Source organism: Streptococcus timonensis (assembly GCF_047463455.1).
In the GTDB taxonomy this organism is placed as follows: Bacteria; Bacillota; Bacilli; order Lactobacillales; family Streptococcaceae; genus Streptococcus; species Streptococcus timonensis_B.
Map to the genome: position 1 here is coordinate 1 of NZ_JASHDV010000005.1, position 24,182 is coordinate 24,182.

Below are 24,182 nucleotides of genomic sequence, written 5' to 3' on the forward strand. Positions count from 1 at the left end.
AGGCGGTTAGAGGTTCGACTCCTCTAGGGTGCATTTTTTTATTTACTTCGGGAAGTAGCTCAGCTTGGTAGAGTACTTGGTTTGGGACCAAGGTGTCGCAGGTTCGAATCCTGTCTTCCCGATTGATATTGCTTATTAAGTAGACCAATGAAGGTCTTTTTTTATTTTTCATTATACTTACTTTTTTTCTACTTATTTAATTTTCTTAACTTCTATAAAAAACTTGCTATCTTGACTATAACTAAGGTATACTAGTAGTTAATAAGCTTTTTAAAAATTTTAAATGAGATATCATGTTGTAAATGAGTGTAAGTTATGGGTTTTAGGAAATTTCGATTATTAATGTCAAAGTATGGTTTTAGCATAACAATCATACTGATAGAATTAATTCTGATTTTTGGCTTGTTTTTATTCTTAAGTCAGATTGTACCACATGTTTGGATTATTCTTGTTGTATTGATAAGTGTGGCGACCATTCTGTCTATTGTTAATAGGACTATGACACCAGAGAGTAAAGTTACTTGGCTTTTAGTTGCTTTCGTTCCGGTATTTGGTCCATTGCTTTATATCATGTTTGGTGAGAGAAGATTATCAAAAAAAGAACTGAAACAACTTCAGGAGTTAAACACTATCGCTTTTCATGAGGATAATGGTAACAACCTCCATCACCAGTTAGAAGAGCGGGATAAGTCCGCTTATGGTATTATAAAATCTTTGCTGAACATGGATAGTAACTCAGAGGTCTATGACCAAACTGCTTCTAAGTTTTTTTCTTCCGGAGAAGATATGTGGCAGCAAATGTTAGAGGACTTGAGAGCTGCAGAAAAATTTATTTTTCTTGAGTACTATATAGTTGATGAAGGTTTGATGTGGGATAGTATACGTGAGATTCTTGAAGAAAAGGCTGCTAAAGGCGTTGAAATTAAGATGCTCTACGATGATATTGGCTGTATGGTTACTTTGCCAGGAGATTATACACTATACTTGAGATCCAAAGGGATTGAGGCACATAAGTTTAATAAAGTAATTCCTCGTATGACAGTAGCTTATAATAACCGTGATCACCGTAAAATTTTAGTGATCGATGGGCAGATTGCCTATACTGGGGGAATTAATCTAGCGGATGAGTACATCAATCATATTGAACGCTTTGGTCATTGGAAAGATACCGGTATTAGGATAGACGGTCCGGCTGTTCAAGCCTTTACAAGATTATTTCTTATGAACTGGTATATTAACGGAGGAGATATTAGTAATTTTGACCAATATCGTATAGAGAATCAAGCTGTTTCGGCTTCTGGCTTATGCATTCCTTATGGAAGCGGACCTAAGCCAATCTATAAATCTAAGGTAGGGAAAATAGTTTATCAAAACCTTATCAATCAGGCAACAGATTTCGTCTATATCACAACTCCTTACCTAATCATTGATTATGATTTGACGGAAGATATAAAAAATGCAGCTATGCGGGGTGTAGATGTAAGAATAGTTACCCCCCATATACCGGATAAAAAACTCATTCAACTTGTAACACGAGGAGCTTATCCTGATCTTTTATCAGCTGGGGTACGTATTTTCGAATATACTCCTGGATTTATTCATAGTAAACAAATCATTGTTGATGGTCGGTTTGCAGCTGTAGGTACGATTAACTTAGATTATCGTAGTTTGGTTTACCACTATGAAAATGCAGTATTACTGTACAAAACAGATTCAATAGCAGATATTCACAAGGATTTTGAAAATATTTTTGAACAATCTCAAGAAATCTTCTCTGACACCATAAATCCTACTTGGTATCAAATGTTGATAAAAGAAGTGACACAGTTATTTGCGCCTATGCTGTAAATAAAATGGCTGAAATGCAAATAATATTAGTGTAAGAGGCGAATGAACGCCTCTTTTTATATGAGCAGAAACCTTGACATTAGGCCATTATTAAGCTATTATATATCCATATAATATATGGGAGTCTGTGTACAGTCTGAGAGGAAGTGTTAAACTTCGACCGCACCTGATCTGGGTAATGCCAGCGTAGGGAACGAAACTTAGCCGAATCATGCACCTTTTTCATATATGAAAGAGGTTTTTCTTTTTTTCAAAGAAAAACTGTAACTTAGAAGGAGGTTTTAATGAAAGCAAGCATTGCTTTACAAGTCCTGCCCCTATCACAGGGGATTGATCGTATAGCTGTAATTGATAAGGTCATTGATTATCTGCAAGCTCAAGGAGTGACCATGGTGGTGACACCCTTTGAAACAGTTTTAGAGGGAGAGTTTGATGAACTCATGCGTATTCTTAAAGAAGCGTTGGAGGTAGCTAGTCAAGGAGCGGACAATGTTTTTGCTAATGTGAAAATAAATGTAGGAGAGATTTTAAGCATCGATGAGAAACTTGAAAAATATACTGAGACGGCACATTAGTCTGCTAGGATTTTTGGGTGTCTTATCTCTTTGGCAGGTAGCGGGTTTGTTAAAACTCTTACCAAAGTTTATCTTGCCGACACCACTTGAAATCCTTCAGTCTTTTGTTCGTGACAGAGAATTTCTCTGGTACCACAGCTGGGCAACCTTGAGAGTAGCCTTGTTAGGTTTGGTCTTGGGTGTCTTGATAGCCTGTATCATGGCCGTCCTTATGGATAGTCTGGGCTGGTTAAATGACCTGATTTACCCAATGATGGTGGTTGTCCAGACCATACCGACCATTGCCATAGCGCCTATTCTGGTTTTGTGGCTTGGTTATGGAATCTTGCCCAAAATTGTCTTGATTATCTTGACGACTACTTTTCCTATCATCGTCAGTATTCTAGATGGATTTAGGCATTGTGACAAGGACATGCTGACCTTGTTTAGTTTGATGCGAGCAAATCCTTGGCAAATCCTGTGGCATTTTAAAATCCCTGTCAGCCTGCCCTACTTTTATGCAGGATTGAGGGTCAGTGTCTCCTACGCCTTTATCACAACAGTTGTATCCGAGTGGTTGGGAGGCTTTGAAGGACTTGGTGTCTACATGATTCAGTCCAAGAAACTGTTTCAGTATGATACCATGTTTGCGATTATTATTCTGGTATCGCTTATCAGCCTTTTGGGTATGAAGTTGGTCGATGTCAGTGAAAAATATGTGATTAAATGGAAACGTTCATAGAACAATAACGTTTGAGAAAAAGAAAAGAGGAAATAAAAATGAAGAAAAAATGGAAAGTGTTTTTAACGATTGTAACAGCTCTTGTAGCTGTCGTGCTTGTGGCTTGTGGTCAAGGAACTGCTTCTAAGGATAACAAAGAAGCAGAACTCAAAAAAATTGATTTTATCCTAGACTGGACACCAAATACCAACCACACAGGACTTTATGTAGCTAAGGAAAAAGGCTATTTCAAGGAAGCTGGAGTGGACGTTGATTTGAAATTGCCACCAGAAGAAAGCTCATCTGATTTAGTTATCAATGGTAAGGCACCGTTTGCTATCTACTTCCAAGACTACATGGCTAAGAAATTGGAAAAGGGGGCAGGTATTACTGCCGTTGCAGCGATTGTAGAGCACAACACATCAGGGATTATCTCTCGTAAGTCTGACAATATCAACAGTCCAAAAGACTTGGTTGGCAAGAAATACGGAACTTGGAATGACCCAACTGAGCTTGCTATGTTGAAAACCTTGGTAGAATCTCAAGGTGGAGACTTTGAGAAGGTTGAAAAAGTACCAAACAACGACTCAAACTCTATCACACCGATTGCCAATGGCGTTTTTGATGCTGCTTGGATTTACTACGGTTGGGATGGAATTCTTGCTAAATCGCAAGGTGTGGATGCCAACTTTATGTACTTGAAGGACTATGTCAAAGAGTTTGACTACTACTCACCAGTTATCATCGCTAACAACGATTATCTGAAAGACAACAAAGAAGAAGCTCGCAAAGTCATCCAAGCCATCAAAAAAGGCTACCAATATGCCATGGAGCACCCAGAAGAAGCTGCAGATATCCTCATCAAAAATGCACCTGAACTCAAAGATAAACGTGACTTTGTCATCGAATCTCAGAAATACTTGTCAAAAGAATATGCAAGTGACAAGGAAAAATGGGGACAATTTGATGCCGATCGCTGGAATGCCTTCTACAAATGGGATAAGGAAAATGGAATCCTCAAGGAAGACTTGACAGATAAAGGATTTACCAACGAATTTGTAAAATAATGACAGAAATTAGACTAGAACACGTAAGCTATGCCTACGATGATGAAAAGATTTTAGAGGATATTAACCTGCAAGTGACTTCAGGTGAAGTGGTCTCTATCCTAGGCCCCAGTGGTGTAGGAAAGACAACCCTCTTTAACCTGATTGCAGGCATTTTAGAAGTCCAGTCAGGACGAATCATTCTTGACGGAGAGGAAAATCCTAAGGGGCGCGTGAGCTATATGTTACAAAAGGATCTGCTTTTGGAGCACAAGACGGTGCTAGGAAATATCATCCTACCTCTCTTAATCCAAAAGGTGGACAAGACAGAAGCCATTGCCAAAGCAGATGAAATTCTTGGGACCTTTCAGTTGACGGCTGTAAGGGATAAGTATCCTCATGAACTCAGTGGTGGGATGCGCCAGCGTGTTGCTTTACTCCGTACCTACCTTTTTGGGCACAAGCTCTTTCTTCTAGACGAGGCCTTTAGCGCTTTGGATGAGATGACTAAGATGGAACTTCATGCCTGGTATCTGGAAATTCACAAACAGCTAGGGTTGACGACGCTCATCATCACGCATAGTATCGAGGAGGCCCTTAACCTTAGTGACCGTGTCTATATCTTGAAAAATCGCCCTGGGCAGATTGTATCTGAAATCAAACTTGATTGGTCTGAAGCTGAAGATAAGGAAGTTCAAAAAATTGCCTATAAACGCCAGATATTAGCAGAATTAGGCTTAAATAATTAGAAACATAGAGAGTGGGTGAAGTTTATTCTTTACTTGCTCTCTTTTTTCTTTAAAAAAATCGAAAAATTCGGTATAATAGTCAAAGATAGTCAAGGTTTAAAGAAAGAGGTGGAGTGCTATGAGATTTAAAAATACATCAGACCATATAGAAGCTTATATCAAGGCTATTCTGGAGCAGTCGGGGATGGTGGAATTACAGCGAAGCCAATTAGCGGATACCTTTCAAGTAGTGCCTAGTCAAATTAACTATGTCATTAAAACTCGTTTTACAGAAAGCAGGGGTTACTTGGTTGAGAGCAAACGTGGTGGTGGAGGCTATATTCGTATTGGGCGAATTGAATTCTCCAACCATCATGAGATGTTGCGTGATTTACTGTATTCAGTGGGTGAAGAAGTTAGCCAGGTTGTTTTTGAAGATGTTTTAAGACTCTTGTTTGAGCAAGATTTGTTGACTAGCCAAGAGATGAATTTATTAGTAGCTATGGCTCCAGACCGTATTTTAGGTGAGGAAGCAAATATAATCCGTGCTAATATGCTTAAGCAGTTACTACAAGAGGTAGATAGAAAAGGAAAATAAGACCACATGAAATATTCAAAAGCATTGAAAGAATGTATAGAAAGTGCCTTTCTAGTAGCCAGTCATTATAAGGCAGAATACTTAGAGTCTTGGCATCTATTGATTGCAATGGCAAATCATAATTACAGTGTAGCTGGGGCAACCTTAAATGAATTTCCATATGAGATTGATCGTCTGGAGGAAGTTGCGGCAGAACTGACAGAGGCAAAGCACAGCGATAAAGAAGAGTATCAGGAACGTCCTTTTTCATACCGTTTGAATGTTTTGTTTCTAGAGGCTGAACATATTGCTTCTGTAGTGCATGCAAAAGTTTTGGGAACGGAACATGTTCTCTATGCTATTTTGCATGATGGGAATGCCTTAGCTACTCGTATCTTAGAGCAAGCTGGATTCTCTTACGAAGATAAAAAAGACCAGGTTAAGATTGCTGGACTTCGCCGCAAACTTGAAGCGCGTGCTGGATGGACTAGAGAAGATTTGAAGGCCCTTCGCCAACGTCATCGTTCAGCAGCAGACAAGCAAAATTCTATGGCCAATATGATGGGAATGCCTCAAAATCCGAGTGGTGGCTTGGAGGATTATACCCATGATCTTACAGAACAAGCTCGTTCTGGGAAGTTGGAACCCGTCATCGGTCGTGACCAAGAAATTTCTCGCATGATTCAAATCTTGAGTCGGAAGACAAAGAATAATCCTGTCTTAGTTGGAGATGCTGGTGTCGGTAAAACAGCTCTAGCACTTGGGCTAGCTCAGCGAATTGCTAGTGGGGATGTACCGGTTGAAATGGCTAAGATGCGAGTCTTAGAACTCGATTTGATGAATGTGGTTGCAGGAACCCGTTTCCGTGGTGATTTTGAAGAGCGCATGAACAACATCATTAAAGATATTGAGGAAGATGGTCAGGTTATTCTCTTTATCGACGAGCTCCACACCATCATGGGATCGGGTAGTGGGATTGATTCGACCTTGGATGCAGCCAACATTTTAAAACCTGCCTTGGCACGTGGTACTCTGAGAACGGTCGGAGCTACAACTCAAGAAGAATATCAAAAACATATCGAAAAGGATGCGGCGCTTTCTCGTCGTTTTGCTAAAGTAACGATTGAAGAGCCAAGTTTGGCAGATAGTATTGCAATTTTGCAGGGCTTGAAAGCAACATACGAGAAACATCATCATGTTCAAATTACAGATGATGCAGTCGATACAGCTGTCAAAATGGCTCACCGTTACCTAACCAGCCGTCATTTACCAGACTCCGCTATTGATCTTTTGGATGAAGCGGCTGCCACTGTGCAAAACAAATCGAAGCATGTGAAAGCCAATGAGTCAGATTTATCTCCAGCTGATAAGGCTCTGATGGACGGCAAGTGGAAACAAGCAGCTCAGCTGATTTCAAAAGAACAGGAATTGCCTGTCTATGAAGACTCGGTAACGGAGTCTGATATCTTGACAACACTCAGTCGTTTGTCAGGAATCCCAGTTCAAAAACTAACTCAAACCGATGCTAAGAAGTACCTTAATTTGGAGGCTGAACTTCACAAGCGTGTTATTGGACAAGAACAGGCAGTCTCAAGTATTAGCCGCGCTATTCGCCGTAATCAATCTGGTATTCGTAACAATAAACGCCCAATTGGTTCCTTTATGTTCCTAGGGCCAACTGGTGTCGGTAAGACAGAGTTAGCCAAGGCCTTGGCAGAGGTCCTCTTTGATGATGAATCTGCCCTTATCCGCTTTGATATGAGTGAATATATGGAGAAATTTGCGGCCAGTCGTCTCAATGGTGCCCCTCCAGGCTATGTAGGCTACGAAGAAGGTGGGGAGTTGACCGAGAAGGTTCGCAACAAACCATACTCAGTTCTGCTCTTTGACGAAGTAGAAAAGGCTCACCCAGACATCTTTAATGTCCTCTTACAGGTCTTGGATGACGGAGTTCTGACAGATAGCAAGGGACGCAAGGTTGACTTCTCAAATACCATTATTATCATGACGTCAAACCTTGGTGCGACTGCCCTTCGTGATGATAAGACAGTCGGTTTTGGAGCTCGAGATATTCGTTTTGATCAAGAGAGTATGGAAAAACGTATGTTTGAAGAGTTGAAAAAAGCTTATCGCCCAGAGTTTATCAACCGTATTGACGAAAAGGTGGTCTTCCACAGCTTGTCAAGTCAAGATATGCAGGAAGTGGTTAAGATTATGGTCAAACCTTTGATTGCAAGCTTGGCAGAAAAAGGGGTAGACTTAAAACTTCAAGCATCTGCTCTAAAACTTTTAGCCCAACATGGCTATGATCCAGAGATGGGTGCGCGACCGCTTCGTAGAACTCTACAAACTGAAGTGGAAGACAAACTAGCTGAACTCTTACTCAAAGGAGAATTGGAAGCAGGCAAGACCCTTAAGATTGGTGTCAAAGCTGGTCAGTTAAAATTTGAGATTGTTTAGAGAATAAGAACTAGGGATATCCCTAGTTCTTATTGCTAAAGAAGCTTACATTGTAGTATCAGAAAGGAAGTGGATGATGATTAGTCAGAAGATTCCAGCTGGAATGAAAGAAAGAGAATATTTTGAGATTCATGCGACTGAGAAGGAATTTTTAGACTGGTACAGCAAACAGGATCTTCCTCAGTATGAAAAACCGAGCGTGACGGTGGATATGGTAGCTTATTGCTTTGTGGAAGGGAAAATCAAACTCTTGCTAATTCGTCGCAAGGGCCATCCTTATCAAAACTGTTTGGCTTTGGTCGGTGGTTTTATGGATAAGAGCGAAGATGCAAGGTATGCTTGTCAGCGTGAGGTAAAAGAAGAAATCAATCTTGATCTTCCACTAGAAAAGATTGAACAACTAGTGACAGTATCGACTCCAGGTCGTGATCCGCGGGGCTGGACGGTTACTATCGCCCACTTGGTGTATCTACCTAGCCGCGCACTTGATCTCGTTCAAGCTGGTGATGATGCCAAGGATGTGGTTTTTGTCGATGTTGATTTTCAGACGGGCAAGTGCTTCCTAGAGGGACTAGAGCTGGGGGAGCAAGCCTTCGCCTTTGACCATTATGCCATTATCCAAGAGTCTATTAAACGAATCCAAGGGCGTCTTGACTGGAATCCGACCTTTCTCTATCTGCTAGAGGAGGAATTCACTGTCTATGAAGGAACCGAATTAGTCAATCTCATCAACCCAGGACGACCAATCGTCAGCAATAACTTCCTCGTAAAATACGGTGAGTATATAGAAGAAGTTGGGCTCAAACGAGTGCCTAAAAAGAAACCAAGAAAAACCTATCGATTGAAATAAAAAGCTTGGAAGCAGAAATCGATAGCCCAAGTCTTGGTTTCCTAGTTTCAGTCCTGAGAAGTTTCAACAAATCCGATGACTGGTTGAGCTTGAGAATAGAGAAAATAAAGTTTGTGTCAAAAATCAATTCAGCTATCGTATCAAAGGTTTATTATTCATAAAAAAGTGAGGTCGGGATTTTGTCCCGACCTCTTTTTGTTTAAGGATGTTTATCTTTATTAGAATTACTCATGGTTCGAATGAAGAGATCTTTGTATTTATATTTTAAATAATGTTCGTGTAAGTACATTAGAGCCACATAAACAATCATGAAAATAGTGGTTAAGTAGAACAAATCAAATATTGTTTGAGCGTAATGAGTAGCAACCCCATAAGAAGAGAAAGCACCAATAATCAACCAGGGAAGATATTTGTAATATTTCTTTGACATAAACCTACACCTCCAATATCCTATTTCAATTTTATTATAGCCCTTCAAGAAAAAAATGCAAGCGATTACACTTTTAAAAGATAGCATTTCAGTAAGAAGAATTTTTCTGTTTTTTTAAATTTTTAACGAATAATAAAGATAGGAGGGAAAAGGAAATAAATATACTCAAAAATAATTCTAAAAAATTTTAGATAAATAGTTGACAGATTTAAAAACAAATATTACAATATCATTACAGAAGTATTTCACAACATTTCAAAAAGATTACAGGAGGTAAATATTATGAAAACAAAACATTCCATTCGTTTACTAGCAGTTGCCGTATTGGCTTCAACTTTGCTTTTAGGAGCATGTGGTAATAAAAAAGAAGAAGCTAAAAATGACAATGCTAATAAAACAACACAAACCACGTCAAGTTCAAAGGCAAGTTCTTCTAACAAAGATAGTAAATCTCAAGCTTCAACAAGCACCACTACTTCAGAAAAAGCTAAAGCTTCCTCTGAACAAGCTTCAAGTCCTACAACTCAGGGTCAAGAATCCAACCAAGCTGCCCCAACTCCCCAAGCTCCTCAGCAACAGGAAACTCCTTCTCAACCATCTTCTAATCAGCAAGCTTCACAAAATCAATCTAATCAAGCAAGCCAGTCAACTTATGACCCAACGACTGACCGCAAATTACAAGATCAGCAGGCAGAACACAATAAACGTTACAAAGGCGTTTTAACCATGGTTGATGGTGATTTTTCAGCAGCAGCAGGAAGTTGGAAGGGAGCAAATGACGAAACCATTACAGTTTCACCAAGTGGCCAATTTACAGTAGAAACAGCTGATAGAAAGAAAGAAAACTATTCTATCCGAGGTTATGCTTACACTCTTGACGATGGTAAGTATAATGCTAAAATCGGTGGTGGAAAAGTCATCCAAATTACAACAGGTGCGGATGGTACAGTTTCTAGTGTTGCCTTGATTCAATAATAGTATCTAGGATTTCCTAGGATAAAAAAACCGTAAACTTCAAGTGAGTTACGGTTTTTTGTGTATTAAGCTTTATCTAATTGCAAGAGGGCTTCAATCTCAGCCAGAGTGCTAGCTTGTGAAATAGCTCCACGGAGTTTAGCAGCTCCGGATGTACCACGGAGATAGTGAGGAGCTAGACCACGGAATTCACGGACAGCGATATTCTCACCTTTAAGGTCAATCAAGCGTTTTAAGTGCTCGTAGGCGATTTTCATCTTGTCTTCAAAGGTCAAATCAGGGAGAATTTCTCCTGTTTCAAAGTAGTGGTTGATCTGGTTGAAGAGATAGGGATTACCCATGGCTGCACGACCAATCATGACAGCGTCAGCCCCGACTTCTTCGATACGCTGTTTGGCTTCTTGGACAGTGCGAATATCACCGTTGGCGATGAATGGAATCTTAGTTAGAGCTTGGGCAACCTCGTGAAGGGTCTCAAGGTCTGCGTGTCCAGTGTACATTTGCTCACGGGTACGACCATGCATAGCAAGGGCAGAAACACCTGCAGCCTCAGCAGCTAGAGCATTCTCCACGGCTAGGGATGGATCAGACCATCCCGTACGCATTTTGACAGTGAGGGGGATATCAAGGACAGATTGGACCTTGTTGATAATAGAGTAGATCTTGTCTGGATCCTTGAGCCACATAGCGCCAGCTTCATTCTTCACGATTTTGTTAACTGGGCAGCCCATGTTGATATCGACGATATCGGTCTTAGTGTTTTCTTGGATGAATTCTGCTGCGCGTGCGAGGCTGTCTTCATCACTACCAAAAAGTTGGATTGAAACTGGGTTTTCCCCTTCATCGATATGAAGCATGTGAAGGGTTTTTTCGTTGTTGTATTGGATTCCCTTGTCAGAGACCATTTCCATGACAACGAGTCCAGCTCCGAGCTCTTTTGCGATGGTACGAAAGGCTGAGTTGGTCACACCGGCCATGGGTGCTAAAACGGTACGATTGGGAATCTCAACATTGCCAATCATAAAAGGTGTATTAAGATTTGTCACGAATGAGTTCCTCCAAGTCGTTTTCATCAAAGTTGTAAGTAGTTTGGCAGAACTGACAAGTAATTTCTGCCCCGTGGTCTTCCTCTTTCATTTCTTCAAGGTCTGAGCTTGGAAGGCTGGCAAGAGCGTTCATAAAACGGTCTTTGCTGCAGTCACATTGGAAACGAATTTCTTCTTCAGATAGGCGTTTGTAAGATTCGTCACCATAGATGGCCTTGAGAAGGGCTTCGATATGGTCATCGCTTTCCAGAAGGGTTGAGATGGCTGGCATTTCTTGGATGCGTTTTTCAAAGCGGGCAATCTCTTCTTCCTTGGCCCCTGGCAACACTTGGAGAAGGAAACCTCCGGCAACTTCGACCTTGTCGTCTTTATCCAAAAGAACATTGAGCCCGACTGCTGAAGGGGTTTGTTGGCTTTCAGTCAGGTAATAGGCCAAGTCTTCACCGATTTCCCCAGAGATGAGAGGAGTCATGGAGTTGTATGGATTTCCAGTACCGTAGTCTGTGATAACGAGAAATTGACCATTGCCGACAAAAGGTCCGACAAGGACTTCACCAGTTGCAGTCTTTTTGATATCAACACCGGGATTTTGAACGTAGCCTTTAACATTGCCCTTGGTATCTGCGACCGTGATGATGGCACCGAGAGAGCTGGTTCCAAGAACTTTAACCGTTAGCTTGGTATTTCCTTTTTCATTGGCTGCGAGAATTTGGCTAGCGATAAGGGTACGACCAAGTGCAACGGTTGAACTGGCTTGGGTTTGATGTTTTTCTTGAGCAGTGCGGACGGTTTCAGTGCTATCAAGGACAAAAGCACGAAAGGCCCCGCTTTCTGATATAGTTTTAATAATTTTATCCATAGCTACTATTTTAGCATAAAAACGCCCAAAGGGGGAGCCGTGTGTTTGCTGTTTATGTGCAATAATGACGAGAAAATCAACTTTAAAATAAAATGAGAAACAGATTATTTCCGCATTTGAAAGATTTATGCTATTCTTGAAGGAGAAAATGAAAGGGGTAACAAATGTATTTAGGCGATTTGATGGAAAAAGCCGAATCTGGTCAATTTTTAGTCCTTTCCTTTTTATTACAAGATTCGCAGACAACCGTCAAGGAAGCCATGGAAGAAACAGGCTTTTCAAAGGCGACTCTAACCAAGTACATCTCTCTGATTAACGAAAATGCCTTGGAAAGAGGGTTAGAGCTGGCCATCCACTTGGATGATGAAAGCTTGCGTCTGTCTGTCGGTACTGCCACAAAGGGGAGAGAGATTCGGAGCTTGTTTCTAGACAATGCCATTAAGTACCAAATTTTGGTTTACCTTCTCTATCACCAACAGTTCCTAGCCCATCAACTAGCTCAAGAATTGATGATTAGCGAGGCCACGCTTGGTCGCCATTTGTCTAGCTTGAATCATATTTTGTCAGAGTTTGACTTATCCATCCAAAATGGTCGTTGGCGAGGTCCGGAGCATCAGATTCGTTACTTTTATTTCTGTCTTTTCCGCAAGGTCTGGTCCAGTCAGGAGTGGGAAAGTCATATGCAGAAAGCTGAGAGAAAGCAGGATATTGCTACCCTAGAAGAAATCTGCGGTGCCAGCTTGTCTTCGGGTCAGAAATTAGACTTGGTTCTCTGGACTCATATCAGTCAACAGCGCCTTCGGGTTAACGCCTGTCAATTTCAGGTTATAGAAGAAAAAATGCGAGGGTATTTTGACAATATTTTCTACCTTCGTTTACTTGGCAAGGCTTCTTCTTTTTTTGGTGGCCAGCACATTCCTCTAGGAACTGAAGATGGGGAGATGATGATATTCTTTTCATTTCTCCTTTCTCATCGTATTCTTCCTCTTCATACTATGGAGTATATTCTTGGTTTTGGAGGGCAATTAGCCGATTTGCTGACACAAATGATCCAGGAAATGAAGAAGGAGGAGTTGCTGGGGGACTACACAGAGGACCATGTCACCTATGAACTCAGTCAGCTTTGTGGTCAAGTTTATCTCTACAAGGGCTATATCTTGCAAGATCGATACAAGTATCAGATAGAGCATCGCCACCCTTATTTGCTGATGGAGCATGACTTTCGAGATATTGCTCAGAAAATTTTCGCCTCCTTGCCAGCCTTTCATCAGGGGACGGATCTGGATAAAAAAATCCTTTGGGAATGGCTTCAGTTGTTGGAGTATATGGCAGAAAATACAGGCAAACATCTGAGAATAGGGCTAGATCTAACAGCAGGCTTCCTTGTCTTTTCGAGAATGTCGGCCCTTTTAAAACGATATTTGGAGTACAACCGCTTCATTACCATCGAAGCCTATGACCGTACTCGTCATTATGACTTGCTGGTTACCAATAACCCCATTCATAAGAAAGAACAAACACCTATCTACTATTTGAAAAATGATTTGGACATCGAAGATTTAGCTACGATTCGTCAGATGCTATTTGCCTAAAAGACCTGAATTTTCAGGTCTTTTTTGTGAAATTCGCACAATCTCCTCACTTTTTTTTAAAATTTTAAAAAAATTGATAAACAGGAAAGCGCTTTATTTTGTATACTAGTTACTGTAAAGAGGAACCCCCTCAAGATTTTATCAGGAGGACAGCACATGTCACAAGAAAAATACATTATGGCTATTGACCAAGGAACTACCAGTTCTCGTGCCATCATTTTTAACAAAAAAGGCGAGAAGGTCAGCTCTAGCCAAAAAGAATTCACTCAAATTTTCCCTCAAGCAGGTTGGGTAGAGCACAATGCCAATGAAATTTGGAACTCTGTTCAGTCAGTTATTGCGGGTGCTTTCATCGAAAGTGGTGTGAAACCAAGTCAAATCGAGGCAATCGGGATTACCAACCAGCGTGAAACAACTGTCGTCTGGGATAAGAAAACAGGGCTCCCTATCTACAATGCTATCGTTTGGCAATCACGCCAAACTGCTCCTCTGGCTGAACAACTAAAAAGCCAAGGTTATGTGGAAAAATTCCATGAGAAGACTGGTTTGATCATCGATGCTTACTTCTCAGCGACTAAGGTTCGTTGGATTTTGGACCATGTAGAAGGCGCTCAAGAGCGAGCTGAAAAGGGTGAATTGCTCTTTGGTACCATTGATACTTGGCTGGTTTGGAAATTGACTGACGGAGCAGCTCACGTGACCGACTACTCAAACGCAGCTCGTACCATGCTCTATAACATCAAGGATCTTAAGTGGGATGATGAGATTTTGGAAATCCTCAATATTCCTAAGGCTATGCTTCCAGAAGTTCGTTCTAACTCTGAAATCTATGGCAAGACAGCTCCATTCCATTTCTACGGTGGAGAAGTGCCAATCTCTGGTATGGCGGGTGACCAACAAGCAGCCCTCTTTGGTCAGTTGGCTTTTGATCCTGGTATGGTTAAAAATACCTACGGAACTGGTTCCTTCATCATCATGAACACTGGTGAAGAAATGCAGTTGTCTGAAAACAACCTTTTGACAACGATTGGTTATGGTATTAACGGCAAGGTTTACTATGCTTTGGAAGGTTCTATCTTCATCGCAGGAAGTGCCATTCAATGGCTTCGTGACGGTCTTCGCATGGTGGAAAACTCACCAGAGTCTGAAAAATATGCTCTTAATTCTCACAATAATGACGAAGTCTATGTCGTACCTGCCTTTACAGGTCTAGGGGCACCATACTGGAACCAAAACGCTCGAGGATCTGTCTTTGGCTTGACTCGTGGAACAACTAAAGAAGACTTTATCAAGGCGACTTTGCAATCTATCGCTTATCAAGTACGTGACATCATTGACACCATGCAAGTGGATGCTCAGACAGCTATCCAAGTCTTGAAGGTAGATGGTGGTGCAGCCATGAACAACTTCCTCATGCAGTTCCAAGCTGACATCTTGGGAATTGATATCGCACGCGCTAAAAACTTGGAAACAACTGCCCTAGGGGCAGCCTTCCTGGCAGGATTGTCAGTGGGCTACTGGAAGGACTTGGATGAGTTGAAACTCTTGAACGAGACAGGAGAACTTTTCGAACCATCGATGAACGAATCTCATAAGGAACAACTCTATAAGGGCTGGAAGAAAGCTGTGAAAGCAACTCAAGTCTTTGCGGAAATCGATGACTAATACTGTTTCTTGATGCAATTATCAGTTTAAGAATGAAACAACTCAGTTAGAAAGTGTGTAAATATGGAATTTTCAAAGAAAACACGTGAATTGTCAATTAAAAAAATGCAGGAACGCACCTTGGATCTCTTGATTATTGGTGGAGGGATTACAGGAGCTGGTGTAGCTTTGCAGGCAGCAGCCAGTGGTCTTGACACTGGTTTGATTGAAATGCAGGACTTCGCAGAAGGAACATCTAGCCGTTCAACAAAATTGGTCCACGGAGGTCTGCGTTATCTCAAACAATTCGACGTGGAAGTGGTATCAGATACAGTTTCTGAGCGTGCGGTGGTTCAACAAGTCGCTCCACATATTCCAAAACCAGATCCAATGCTCTTGCCAGTTTACGACGAGGATGGAGCAACATTTAACCTTTTCCGTCTCAAAGTAGCCATGGACTTGTACGACCTATTGGCAGGGGTTAACAATACGCCTGCTGCAAACAAGGTTTTGAGCAAAGAAGAAGTCTTGGAACGCCAGCCAAACTTGAAGAAAGAAGGTTTGGTAGGAGGTGGAGTTTATCTTGACTTCCGTAACAACGATGCCCGTCTCGTGATCGAAAACATCAAACGTGCCAACCAAGATGGTGCCCTCATTGCCAACCACGTGAAGGCAGAAGGCTTCCTCTTTGACGAAAGTGGTAAGATTACAGGTGTCGTAGCTCGTGATTTGTTGACAGACCAAGTCTTTGAGATCAAGGCTCGTCTGGTTATCAACACGACAGGTCCTTGGAGCGACAAGGTACGCAATCTGTCTAATAAGGGAACGCAATTCTCACAAATGCGTCCAACCAAGGGAGTTCACTTGGTGGTGGACTCAAGCAAGATCAAGGTTTCACAGCCAGTTTACTTTGACACAGGTTTGGGAGATGCCCGTATGGTCTTTGTTCTCCCACGTGAAAACAAGACTTACTTTGGTACAACCGATACAGACTACACAGGTGATTTGGAACATCCAAAAGTGACGCAGGAAGATGTAGATTATCTACTTGGCATTGTCAACAACCGCTTCCCAGAAGCAAACATTACCGTTGCTGATATTGAAAGCAGCTGGGCTGGTCTTCGTCCATTGATCGCAGGCAATAGCGCTTCTGACTACAATGGTGGAAATAACGGAACCATTAGCGATGAAAGCTTCAATAACTTGATTGCTACTGTCGAGGCTTATCTATCGAAAGAAAAATCGCGTGAAGATGTTGAGTCTGCTGTCAGCAAGCTTGAAAGTAGCACATCTGAGAAACATTTGGACCCATCGGCAGTTTCACGTGGTTCGAGCTTGGACCGTGATGAGAATGGACTTTTGACCCTTGCTGGTGGTAAAATCACAGACTACCGTAAGATGGCTGAAGGAGCTATGGAGCGCGTGGTTGACATTCTCAAAGCAGAATTTGACCGCAGCTTTAAACTCATCAACTCGAAGACTTATCCTGTTTCAGGTGGAGAATTGAACCCAGCAAATGTGGACTCAGAAATTGAAGCCTTTGCTCAACTTGGAGTGTCACGTGGCTTGGATAGCAAGGAAGCTCATTACCTAGCAAATCTCTACGGTTCAAATGCACCGAAAGTCTTTGCCCTTGCTCACAGCTTGGAACAAGCGCCAGGACTCAGCTTGGCAGATACCTTGTCCCTTCACTATGCAATGCGCAATGAGTTGGCTCTGAGCCCAGTTGACTTCCTCCTTCGCCGTACCAACCACATGCTCTTTATGCGTGATAGTTTGGATAGCATTGTGGAGCCAGTTCTGGATGAAATGGGACGATTCTATGATTGGTCAGAAGAAGAAAAAGCAGCCTACCGTGCGGATGTTGAAGTAGCCCTTGCTAACAACGATCTAGCGGCATTGAAAAATTAAGAAAAACTAGAAGAGAGGGAGACAAGCCTTCCTTGCCTTCTCTCTCCTTCTTTTAAATGGAGACAACGATATGATGAAAGAATTATTTGGAGAATTTTTGGGGACCTTAATCCTTATCCTCCTAGGAAATGGTGTTGTAGCAGGTGTGGTTCTTCCCAAAACTAAGAGCAACAATTCAGGATGGATTGTCATCACTATGGGATGGGGAATTGCTGTAGCCGTTGCGGCTTTTGTATCTGGCACGCTCAGCCCAGCCCACCTAAATCCAGCTGTAACGTTTGCGATGGCCTTAAAAGGAACGCTCTCTTGGGGTTCTGTTTTCCCTTATATCCTAGCCCAATTCGCTGGAGCGATGGTGGCTCAGATTTTGGTTTGGTTGCAATTCAAACCGCACTATGAAGCAGAAGAAAATGCAGGAAATATTCTAGCAACTTTCAGCACTGGACCAGCTATCAAAGATACTGTGTCAAACTTGATTAGTGAAATCCTTGGGACTTTTGTCTTGGTATTGACAATCTTTGCTTTGGGTCTCTATGACCTTCAAGCAGGGCTAGGAACCTTTGCAGTGGGAACCTTGATTGTCGGTATCGGTCTTTCACTAGGTGGGACAACTGGTTGTGCCTTGAACCCAGCTCGTGACCTCGGTCCTCGCATTATGCATAGCCTTCTTCCAATTCCAAACAAGGGAGATGGGGACTGGTCTTATGCTTGGATTCCTGTTGTAGGACCTGTTATTGGTGCAGCCCTAGCAGTTCTCGTATTTTCACTTTTCTAAGATAATAAAACCCAAATATTTATATCTCAATAAACATAACTTACCAAAAATGACCAAAATAAGGAGCGCTGCCTCACTTCATTTTGGTCGTTTTGATTTTTTTAAGTTTATATACTGGTGTTAATTATTATTTCAGCTAAAAAACAGAGTACTTCACTAGTTCATTCATCAATCTTTTAGGTCTTGAATTATATTTGTTGTTTAAATAATTTTGTCTCGTTATTGGGGTTTAGTGGTAAGAGTCATTTGTTTTTTTATTTTAGGAAATTGGATAATAGAGATATATAGTTTTTAAATTATGATATAATGAATAAAGTTAATTATCCTTGATAATATGATAGGGACTAATCCTAAAATGACAAATCAGGAGATGAGAAAAAGAGAAAAGGAGTCCATCTGGTATGAATTATTTTGAGGGGAATGAGTTTTTCCTTCTATTATTTGTGGTTTTACTGATTGGCTTTGTTTTAAACTATTTTGGCAAGCGTAAGGATTATTATATTTTAAGTCTGTCAATTTTATTTGCAGGAGCCATCTATGGTAAGAGTAAATCCATGGTTGTTTATCTATTGGCTTTCATCATCTACCAATATGTCCTAGTTTTCATAGCACAAAGAATGGATTCAAAACGGTTAAAACCTCTAGTTATGTTATCCATTTTACCTTTAGTGGTCAATAAAGTCTTTGCAATAACCCAGCTACATTTATTGGCTTTTATTGGGATTTCCTACATGTCCTTTAAGACCATTCAGATCATGCTAGAAATATCGGATGGTTTAATCAAAGAAAAAATCAGTGTAAAAGATTATCTGCAGTTTCTACTCTTTTTCCCTACAGTTAGTTCTGGTCCAATCGATCGTAGCAGAAGATTTCTAAAAGAGATCAATGAAGTCATGCCTAGAAAAGACTACCTAGAGTTAGCAGGTGATGGTATTTATCGCATCGTTTTAGGCCTTCTCTACAAGGTTGTTTTATCAACCTATGTTTACCAGATACTACTTGCTTTAAGCAATACTGGTACAGTTGTCTACTCAATCAAATATATGTACCTGTATACTCTTTATCTGTTCTTTGACTTTGCGGGGTATAGTTTAATGGCTGTTGGAAGCAGTAATGTTTTGGGTATTCAGACACCGATGAATTTCAATAAACCTTTCTTGAGTATTGATATCAAGGATTTCTGGACTAGATGGCACATCACCTTGTCAACATGGTTGAGAGATTTCGTATTTTCAAGAGTTTTAATGCAGGTTATCAGAAAGAAATGGTTTAAGAATAGATTACACAATGCAGCCTATGCCTATATGGTCAATATGTTGGTTATGGGATTTTGGCATGGAATTAGTGTCAGCTACATCGCTTATGGTTTTTACCATGGAATCTTGATGTCTGGATTTGAAATTTATCAAAAGAAAAGCACTTTTTATAAGAAACATAAAAATAAAACTTGGTACAAGCTAATAAGTTGGTTTGTGACCATGAATTTAGTTATGGTTGGCTTCTTTATCTTTTCAGGTGAACCTTATAAGATAATTATGGCAATTCTAAGTAGATAAAGAGATCTGCTAAAACAAGGAGATTGGACAAAACAAGATGATTAAGTTAAAAGCATTTTTACTATCGCTTGTGCTCGTAATTGCGACTCTTGCTCTTTTAAATGTGACATATGTCAAGAAGATTGACGACTATTATAAAGTCAAGGACAACAGTATTCGCTACAGCACTTCTTATGAAAAGTACAAAAGTAGAGATATTCTAACAAATAATATCACTCCCAATACACTAGTTCTAATGGGTTCCTCAGAGTTAGTTGCGACGATAAATGAAGATTACCATCCCAATAAAATTTTTAACTACAATGATTTTAATATTATGCAGATAGGAACCAGTTACTCTCAAAATATCATTCAAGCTACAACCTTGAGCTCGATTGAGGGGGCTATGAGTAAGCGAAAAGTAGCCATCGTAGAGTCTGTTCAATGGTTTGAAAAGGATGGGACTCATCAAGACGCCTTCTTAAACAAGGCCTCTCAGGAACATATTTTTCACATGCTAGATAACGAGAAAATCAGTAAGGAAACGAAAGAAAAACTGATTAATCGTATTATTGAGATTACCAAAGGAAACAAACAACAAAATGATATCTATAAAAAGTATAAAAGCTATTTCATAGAAGGAAAAGGAACAATCATTGATAAAAAACTATTGGAGCTTGACAATGCAATTTATTCCTTTAAGCTTAAACGAAAATTCTATGAAAATCATGCCAAATCAGACTATCCTGCACTAGGAGATAAAACGCCGGATTATGATTGGGAGGAGATGACGAAGAAGTTTGTAGAAGAAGTTAAAAAGAAAACAGATAACAATGATTATGCTGTGGATAATAACTACTACAATACCTACTTGAGAGACCGCTATGCTTCGTTGAAAGATTCTAACAAAGACTTGAGTTACATAGAGTCACCAGAGTATTCAGATATGGAACTCTTCTTGACAGTTGCTAAGGAATTGGGAATTGAAGTTGAAGTCATTATCTTTCCTGTAAATGGTAAATGGAATGATTACACAGGTGTTTCACGAGAAATGCGTGAAGAAACTTACAAAAAAATAGAAAATATTGCCAAAAACCACGGTGCTACGGTGTTAAACTATGGAAATAAAGAGTATGAAGATTACTTTTTATTTGACGTGATGCACGTTGGAGTGAAAGGATGGATGGAAGTTGAAAAAGAACTTTACAAATTTGCAAATGAAACTAACTGACACACATCGTTTACTATTGTGGACCTTGTTTTTCTATACAGTTATTTTAAGCATCGTAATCTACTGTTTTGTGACTGATTTTTCTAACATTCAAGATTTCATCTATAGTGAATTTTAAGATTACATATTATAAAAATCTCTAGACAAAGGGAATTCTACCAATAAAGTGAGACATAAGATAAGGCTCTATAATATTTATAGTGGGGAGTCCTCTATAGGTGTATAGAGCCTACTTTGTTGTAGCTCCCAATATAATCTATACTGGAAAGCATTAAAGCTATCATTAGAAGGTATCATATGGAACAATTTAATGATGTTTAAATGTAGTGGAAATGGACGGAAAACAATTGAAAAAATAGTTTATAAAGTGGTATAATAGCAGAAAAATAAGTTAGTAAGAAATTGATTTTATTTTAGTTGAAAATTACAGGAATGAAAGGTTTTTCTTGATGAAACAGAGAAATGAACTCTATCTCTTTCTTGGTCGGACAGCCTTGTATTTTATCATTTTCTTGGGCCTGCTTTACTTTTTTAGTTATCTCGGTCAGGTTCAAGGTAGCTTTATCTATAATGAATTTTAACTTAAAGGAGAACCCCTATTGTGTCAAATAAACCAATAGTAGATATGATTGAAACCATTGAGCATTATGCTCAAAAGCAGCCTAATTTTCCAGTCTACAATGTCCTTGGAGAAGAGCATACCTATGGCCAATTGAAGGCTGATTCAGATAGCTTAGCAGCCCATCTTGACCAAATGGGACTTCCTGAAAAGTCACCTGTTGTGGTCTTTGGTGGTCAAGAATATGAAATGTTAGCAACCTTTGTGGCCTTGACCAAATCTGGCCATGCCTATATCCCAATTGACAGCCATTCTGCCTTGGAGCGCGTGTCTGCGATTGTTGAAGTAGCAGAGCCAAGCTTAATCATCGCCATCAATGAGTTTCCAATTGAAAACCCAGCTGCTCCAATCATGTCCTTGGAGCAAGTGCGTGAAGCTTATGCGGCTCAGCATGCCTATGATTTGCAACATCCGGTCAAAGGGGATGATAACTACTACATCATCTTTACTTCAGGAACAACTGGGAAACCAAAAGGGGTGCAGATTTCACATGATAACCTGCTCAGCTTCACCAACTGGATGATCACAGATAAAGAATTTGCGACGCCAGAGCGTCCGCAAATGTTGGCGCAACCGCCCTATTCCTTTGACTTGTCTGTCATGTATTGGGCGCCAACTTTGGCTCTTGGAGGCACGCTTTTTGCCCTCCCATCAGCCATTACTCAAGACTTCAAACAACTCTTTGCGACCATCTTTTCTCTTCCGATTGCTATCTGGACTTCAACGCCATCATTTGCAGATATGGCCATGCTGTCTGAAGATTTCAATGCTGAAAAGATGTCAGGTATTACCCATTTCTACTTTGATGGGGAAGAGCTGACTGTTAAAACGGCTCAAAAACTGCGCGAGCGTTTCCCAAATGCTCGCATCATCAATGCTTACGGGCCAACGGAAGCAACAGTTGCTTTGTCGGCAGTTGCTATTACAGATGAGATGTTAGCAACTTTGAAACGTCTGCCAATTGGTTACACGAAAGAAGATTCTCCAACCTTCATCATTGATGAGGCAGGAAATAAATTGCCAAATGGTGAGCAAGGTGAGATCATCGTGTCTGGACCGGCTGTTTCAAAAGGTTATATGAATAATCCTGAGAAAACAGCAGAAGCTTTCTTCGAATTTGAAGGTCTGCCAGCCTACCATACGGGAGATGTCGGAACGATGACGAATGAAGGCCTTCTTCTCTACGGTGGTCGGATGGACTTCCAGATCAAGTTTAACGGCTACCGTATTGAGCTAGAAGATGTTTCTCAAAACTTGAACAAATCTCAGTACATTGACTCGGCTGTTGCGGTACCGCGCTATAATAAAGATCACAAGGTTCAAAATCTCTTGGCCTATGTTATCTTAAAAGATGGGGTCAAAGAACAATTTGAGCGCGAGATTGATATTACCAAAGCGATCAAGGAAGACTTGGAAGATATTATGATGTCTTATATGATGCCTTCGAAATTCCTCTACCGTGACAGCTTGCCGTTAACTCCAAATGGGAAAATCGACATCAAAGGGTTGATTAGTGAGGTTAACAATAGATGATGGAGCTTCTTAAACAGCTTCCTCATATTGAGCCTTATGGGAATCCGCAGTACTTTTTGTATGTGATTACTGCTATTTTGCCAATCTTTATCGGTCTTTTTTTCAAAAAACGTTTTGGCTGGTATGAAATATTGGTTAGTCTCTTCTTTATAGTCACTATGTTGACGGGAGGCAAGACCAATCAATTGGCTGCCTTGGGTATTTATCTGTGCTGGGAAATATTGCTCCTGCTTTTCTACAAGCACTATCGAAAAAGCAAGGATGGCAAGTGGGTATTCTACCTCGTTAGTTTTCTGTCCCTCCTTCCCATCATCTTTGTCAAGGTGCAACCAGCTATTAACGGTACACAGTCTCTGCTGGGATTCGTAGGAATCTCTTATTTGACCTTTCGTTCAGTGGGAATCATCATCGAACTTAGAGATGGAGTCATTAAGGATTTGAAAATGTGGGAGTATTTGCGTTTTCTTCTCTTTATGCCGACATTTTCAAGTGGTCCTATTGATCGTTTCAAACGTTTTAATGAAAATTATAAGACGATACCAGAGCGCGATGAGTTGCTAGATATGCTAGCCGAGTCCGTTCGGTATATCATGTGGGGATTTCTGTATAAATTTATCCTAGCCCATATTTTAGGCGAGATTTTATTACCACCGCTAAAGAATTTAGCTTTACAAACAGGTGGCGTCTTTAACTATTATGTAGTGGCCATCATGTACACATTTGGTTTGGAACTCTTCTTTGATTTTGCAGGTTACTCTATGTTTGCTATAGCTATTTCAAATCTGATGGGGATTCGTAGTCCGATCAACTTCAACAAACCCTTTTTGTCAAGAGATTTGAAAGAGTTTTGGAATCGTTGGCACATGAGTTTATCCTTCTGGTTTCGTGACTTTGTCTTTATGCGCATGGTCATGGTGATGACGAGAAAGAAGCTTTTTAAGAATCGAAATGTGACCTCAAGTGTCGCTTATATTGTAAATATGCTGATTATGGGGTTCTGGCATGGGATAACATGGTTTTATATCGTTTACGGGCTCTTTCATGGAGTGGGCTTAGTCATTAATGATGTCTGGGTTCGAAAGAAAAAAACGCTCAATAAAGAACGTAAGAAAGCAGGACGACCTCCCTTGCTTGAAAATCGTTGGGCTCAGTTGCTTGGCATGGTGATAACCTTCCATGTCGTAATGGTTTCATTCTTAATCTTTTCTGGATTTTTGAATGATTTATGGTTTAAAAAATAGAAGGAAA

The 24,182-nt window shown here is 40.5% G+C and carries 21 protein-coding genes, 1 tRNA gene and 1 riboswitch; of the genes, 19 read left to right on the forward strand and 3 right to left on the reverse strand.

The window, feature by feature from the left end; genetic code table 11:
- Positions 1-48: 48 nt before the first annotated feature.
- The 9 genes from QM847_RS07645 (at position 49) to QM847_RS07685 (ending at position 8,784) form a co-directional block, all read left to right on the forward strand.
- Positions 49-122: transfer RNA gene (locus tag QM847_RS07645), tRNA-Pro, on the forward strand.
- A 193-nt stretch (positions 123-315) separates the two neighbouring features.
- Positions 316-1,848 (forward strand): cardiolipin synthase, encoded by a 1,533-nt coding sequence (cls, locus tag QM847_RS07650; protein WP_414354828.1) that lies wholly within the window; start codon positions 316-318, stop codon positions 1,846-1,848.
- 107 nt (positions 1,849-1,955) lie between these two features.
- A riboswitch (TPP riboswitch) is annotated at positions 1,956-2,058 on the forward strand.
- 74 nt (positions 2,059-2,132) lie between these two features.
- The gene (locus QM847_RS07655) at positions 2,133-2,423 is read left to right on the forward strand and encodes an MTH1187 family thiamine-binding protein (RefSeq protein ID WP_414354830.1); all 291 of its coding nucleotides are present in this window, start codon (positions 2,133-2,135) and stop codon (positions 2,421-2,423) included.
- Positions 2,386-3,144 (forward strand): ABC transporter permease, encoded by a 759-nt coding sequence (locus tag QM847_RS07660; protein WP_414354831.1) that lies wholly within the window; start codon positions 2,386-2,388, stop codon positions 3,142-3,144. Before QM847_RS07655 ends, QM847_RS07660 begins: the two co-directional genes overlap by 38 nt.
- Positions 3,145-3,182: 38 nt before the next feature.
- Positions 3,183-4,190 (forward strand): ABC transporter substrate-binding protein, encoded by a 1,008-nt coding sequence (locus QM847_RS07665; protein WP_414354832.1) that lies wholly within the window; start codon positions 3,183-3,185, stop codon positions 4,188-4,190.
- Positions 4,190-4,918 (forward strand): ABC transporter ATP-binding protein, encoded by a 729-nt coding sequence (locus QM847_RS07670; RefSeq protein WP_414354834.1) that lies wholly within the window; start codon positions 4,190-4,192, stop codon positions 4,916-4,918. The genes QM847_RS07665 and QM847_RS07670 overlap by 1 nt, the downstream gene beginning before the upstream one ends.
- 118 nt (positions 4,919-5,036) lie before the next feature.
- Complete coding sequence (locus QM847_RS07675) at positions 5,037-5,495, forward strand: CtsR family transcriptional regulator (protein ID WP_414354836.1); 459 nt, start codon at positions 5,037-5,039, stop codon at positions 5,493-5,495.
- Positions 5,496-5,501: 6 nt separating this feature from the next.
- Positions 5,502-7,934, forward strand: a complete 2,433-nt coding sequence (locus QM847_RS07680) for an ATP-dependent Clp protease ATP-binding subunit (RefSeq protein WP_414354838.1) — start codon at positions 5,502-5,504, stop codon at positions 7,932-7,934.
- A 76-nt stretch (positions 7,935-8,010) separates the two neighbouring features.
- Positions 8,011-8,784, forward strand: a complete 774-nt coding sequence (locus QM847_RS07685) for an NUDIX domain-containing protein (protein ID WP_414354872.1) — start codon at positions 8,011-8,013, stop codon at positions 8,782-8,784.
- Between the two features lie 199 nt (positions 8,785-8,983).
- Here QM847_RS07685 and QM847_RS07690 read toward each other — a convergent pair whose 3' ends face one another.
- Positions 8,984-9,214: a hypothetical protein gene (locus QM847_RS07690; protein ID WP_414354840.1), complete on the reverse strand. Its 231-nt coding sequence runs from the start codon at positions 9,212-9,214 to the stop codon at positions 8,984-8,986.
- 282 nt (positions 9,215-9,496) lie between these two features.
- On the opposite strand from QM847_RS07690, the gene QM847_RS07695 reads away from it, so the two are divergent.
- Entirely contained in the window at positions 9,497-10,189 is a 693-nt protein-coding gene (locus QM847_RS07695) for a hypothetical protein (protein WP_414354841.1), read from the forward strand.
- Positions 10,190-10,254: 65 nt separating this feature from the next.
- On the opposite strand, the gene dusB is transcribed toward QM847_RS07695, so the two are convergent.
- Positions 10,255-11,235, reverse strand: a complete 981-nt coding sequence (gene dusB, locus QM847_RS07700; RefSeq protein WP_414354843.1) for a tRNA dihydrouridine synthase DusB — start codon at positions 11,233-11,235, stop codon at positions 10,255-10,257.
- Complete coding sequence (hslO, locus tag QM847_RS07705) at positions 11,222-12,094, reverse strand: Hsp33 family molecular chaperone HslO (RefSeq protein ID WP_000357858.1); 873 nt, start codon at positions 12,092-12,094, stop codon at positions 11,222-11,224. The genes dusB and hslO overlap by 14 nt, the downstream gene beginning before the upstream one ends.
- A 164-nt stretch (positions 12,095-12,258) precedes the next feature.
- Between hslO and QM847_RS07710 the strand changes: the two genes are divergently transcribed.
- From QM847_RS07710 to dltB (QM847_RS07750), 9 genes are all read left to right on the forward strand, one after another.
- Positions 12,259-13,686, forward strand: coding sequence for a helix-turn-helix domain-containing protein (locus QM847_RS07710; RefSeq protein ID WP_414354845.1), 1,428 nt, complete (start codon positions 12,259-12,261; stop codon positions 13,684-13,686).
- A gap of 156 nt (positions 13,687-13,842) precedes the next feature.
- Positions 13,843-15,351 (forward strand): glycerol kinase GlpK, encoded by a 1,509-nt coding sequence (gene glpK / locus QM847_RS07715; protein WP_414354846.1) that lies wholly within the window; start codon positions 13,843-13,845, stop codon positions 15,349-15,351.
- Between the two features lie 63 nt (positions 15,352-15,414).
- Positions 15,415-17,241, forward strand: coding sequence for a type 1 glycerol-3-phosphate oxidase (gene glpO, locus QM847_RS07720; protein ID WP_414354847.1), 1,827 nt, complete (start codon positions 15,415-15,417; stop codon positions 17,239-17,241).
- A 70-nt stretch (positions 17,242-17,311) separates the two neighbouring features.
- Complete coding sequence (locus tag QM847_RS07725) at positions 17,312-18,016, forward strand: MIP/aquaporin family protein (RefSeq protein WP_414354849.1); 705 nt, start codon at positions 17,312-17,314, stop codon at positions 18,014-18,016.
- 401 nt (positions 18,017-18,417) lie between these two features.
- Positions 18,418-19,572, forward strand: a complete 1,155-nt coding sequence (gene dltB, locus QM847_RS07730; RefSeq protein WP_320693074.1) for a D-alanyl-lipoteichoic acid biosynthesis protein DltB — start codon at positions 18,418-18,420, stop codon at positions 19,570-19,572.
- A gap of 37 nt (positions 19,573-19,609) precedes the next feature.
- The gene (dltD, locus tag QM847_RS07735; protein ID WP_269798088.1) at positions 19,610-20,782 is read left to right on the forward strand and encodes a D-alanyl-lipoteichoic acid biosynthesis protein DltD; all 1,173 of its coding nucleotides are present in this window, start codon (positions 19,610-19,612) and stop codon (positions 20,780-20,782) included.
- 449 nt (positions 20,783-21,231) lie between these two features.
- Positions 21,232-21,363 carry a teichoic acid D-Ala incorporation-associated protein DltX gene (locus QM847_RS07740; protein ID WP_004254020.1) on the forward strand — a complete coding sequence of 44 codons (132 nt, stop codon included), beginning with the start codon at positions 21,232-21,234 and terminating at the stop codon, positions 21,361-21,363.
- A 20-nt stretch (positions 21,364-21,383) separates the two neighbouring features.
- A complete protein-coding gene (dltA, locus tag QM847_RS07745) occupies positions 21,384-22,934 on the forward strand; it encodes a D-alanine--poly(phosphoribitol) ligase subunit DltA (protein ID WP_414354852.1) in 1,551 nt (516 codons plus the stop codon).
- Complete coding sequence (gene dltB, locus QM847_RS07750) at positions 22,931-24,175, forward strand: D-alanyl-lipoteichoic acid biosynthesis protein DltB (protein ID WP_070678274.1); 1,245 nt, start codon at positions 22,931-22,933, stop codon at positions 24,173-24,175. The genes dltA and dltB (QM847_RS07750) overlap by 4 nt, the downstream gene beginning before the upstream one ends.
- Positions 24,176-24,182 lie beyond the last annotated feature (7 nt).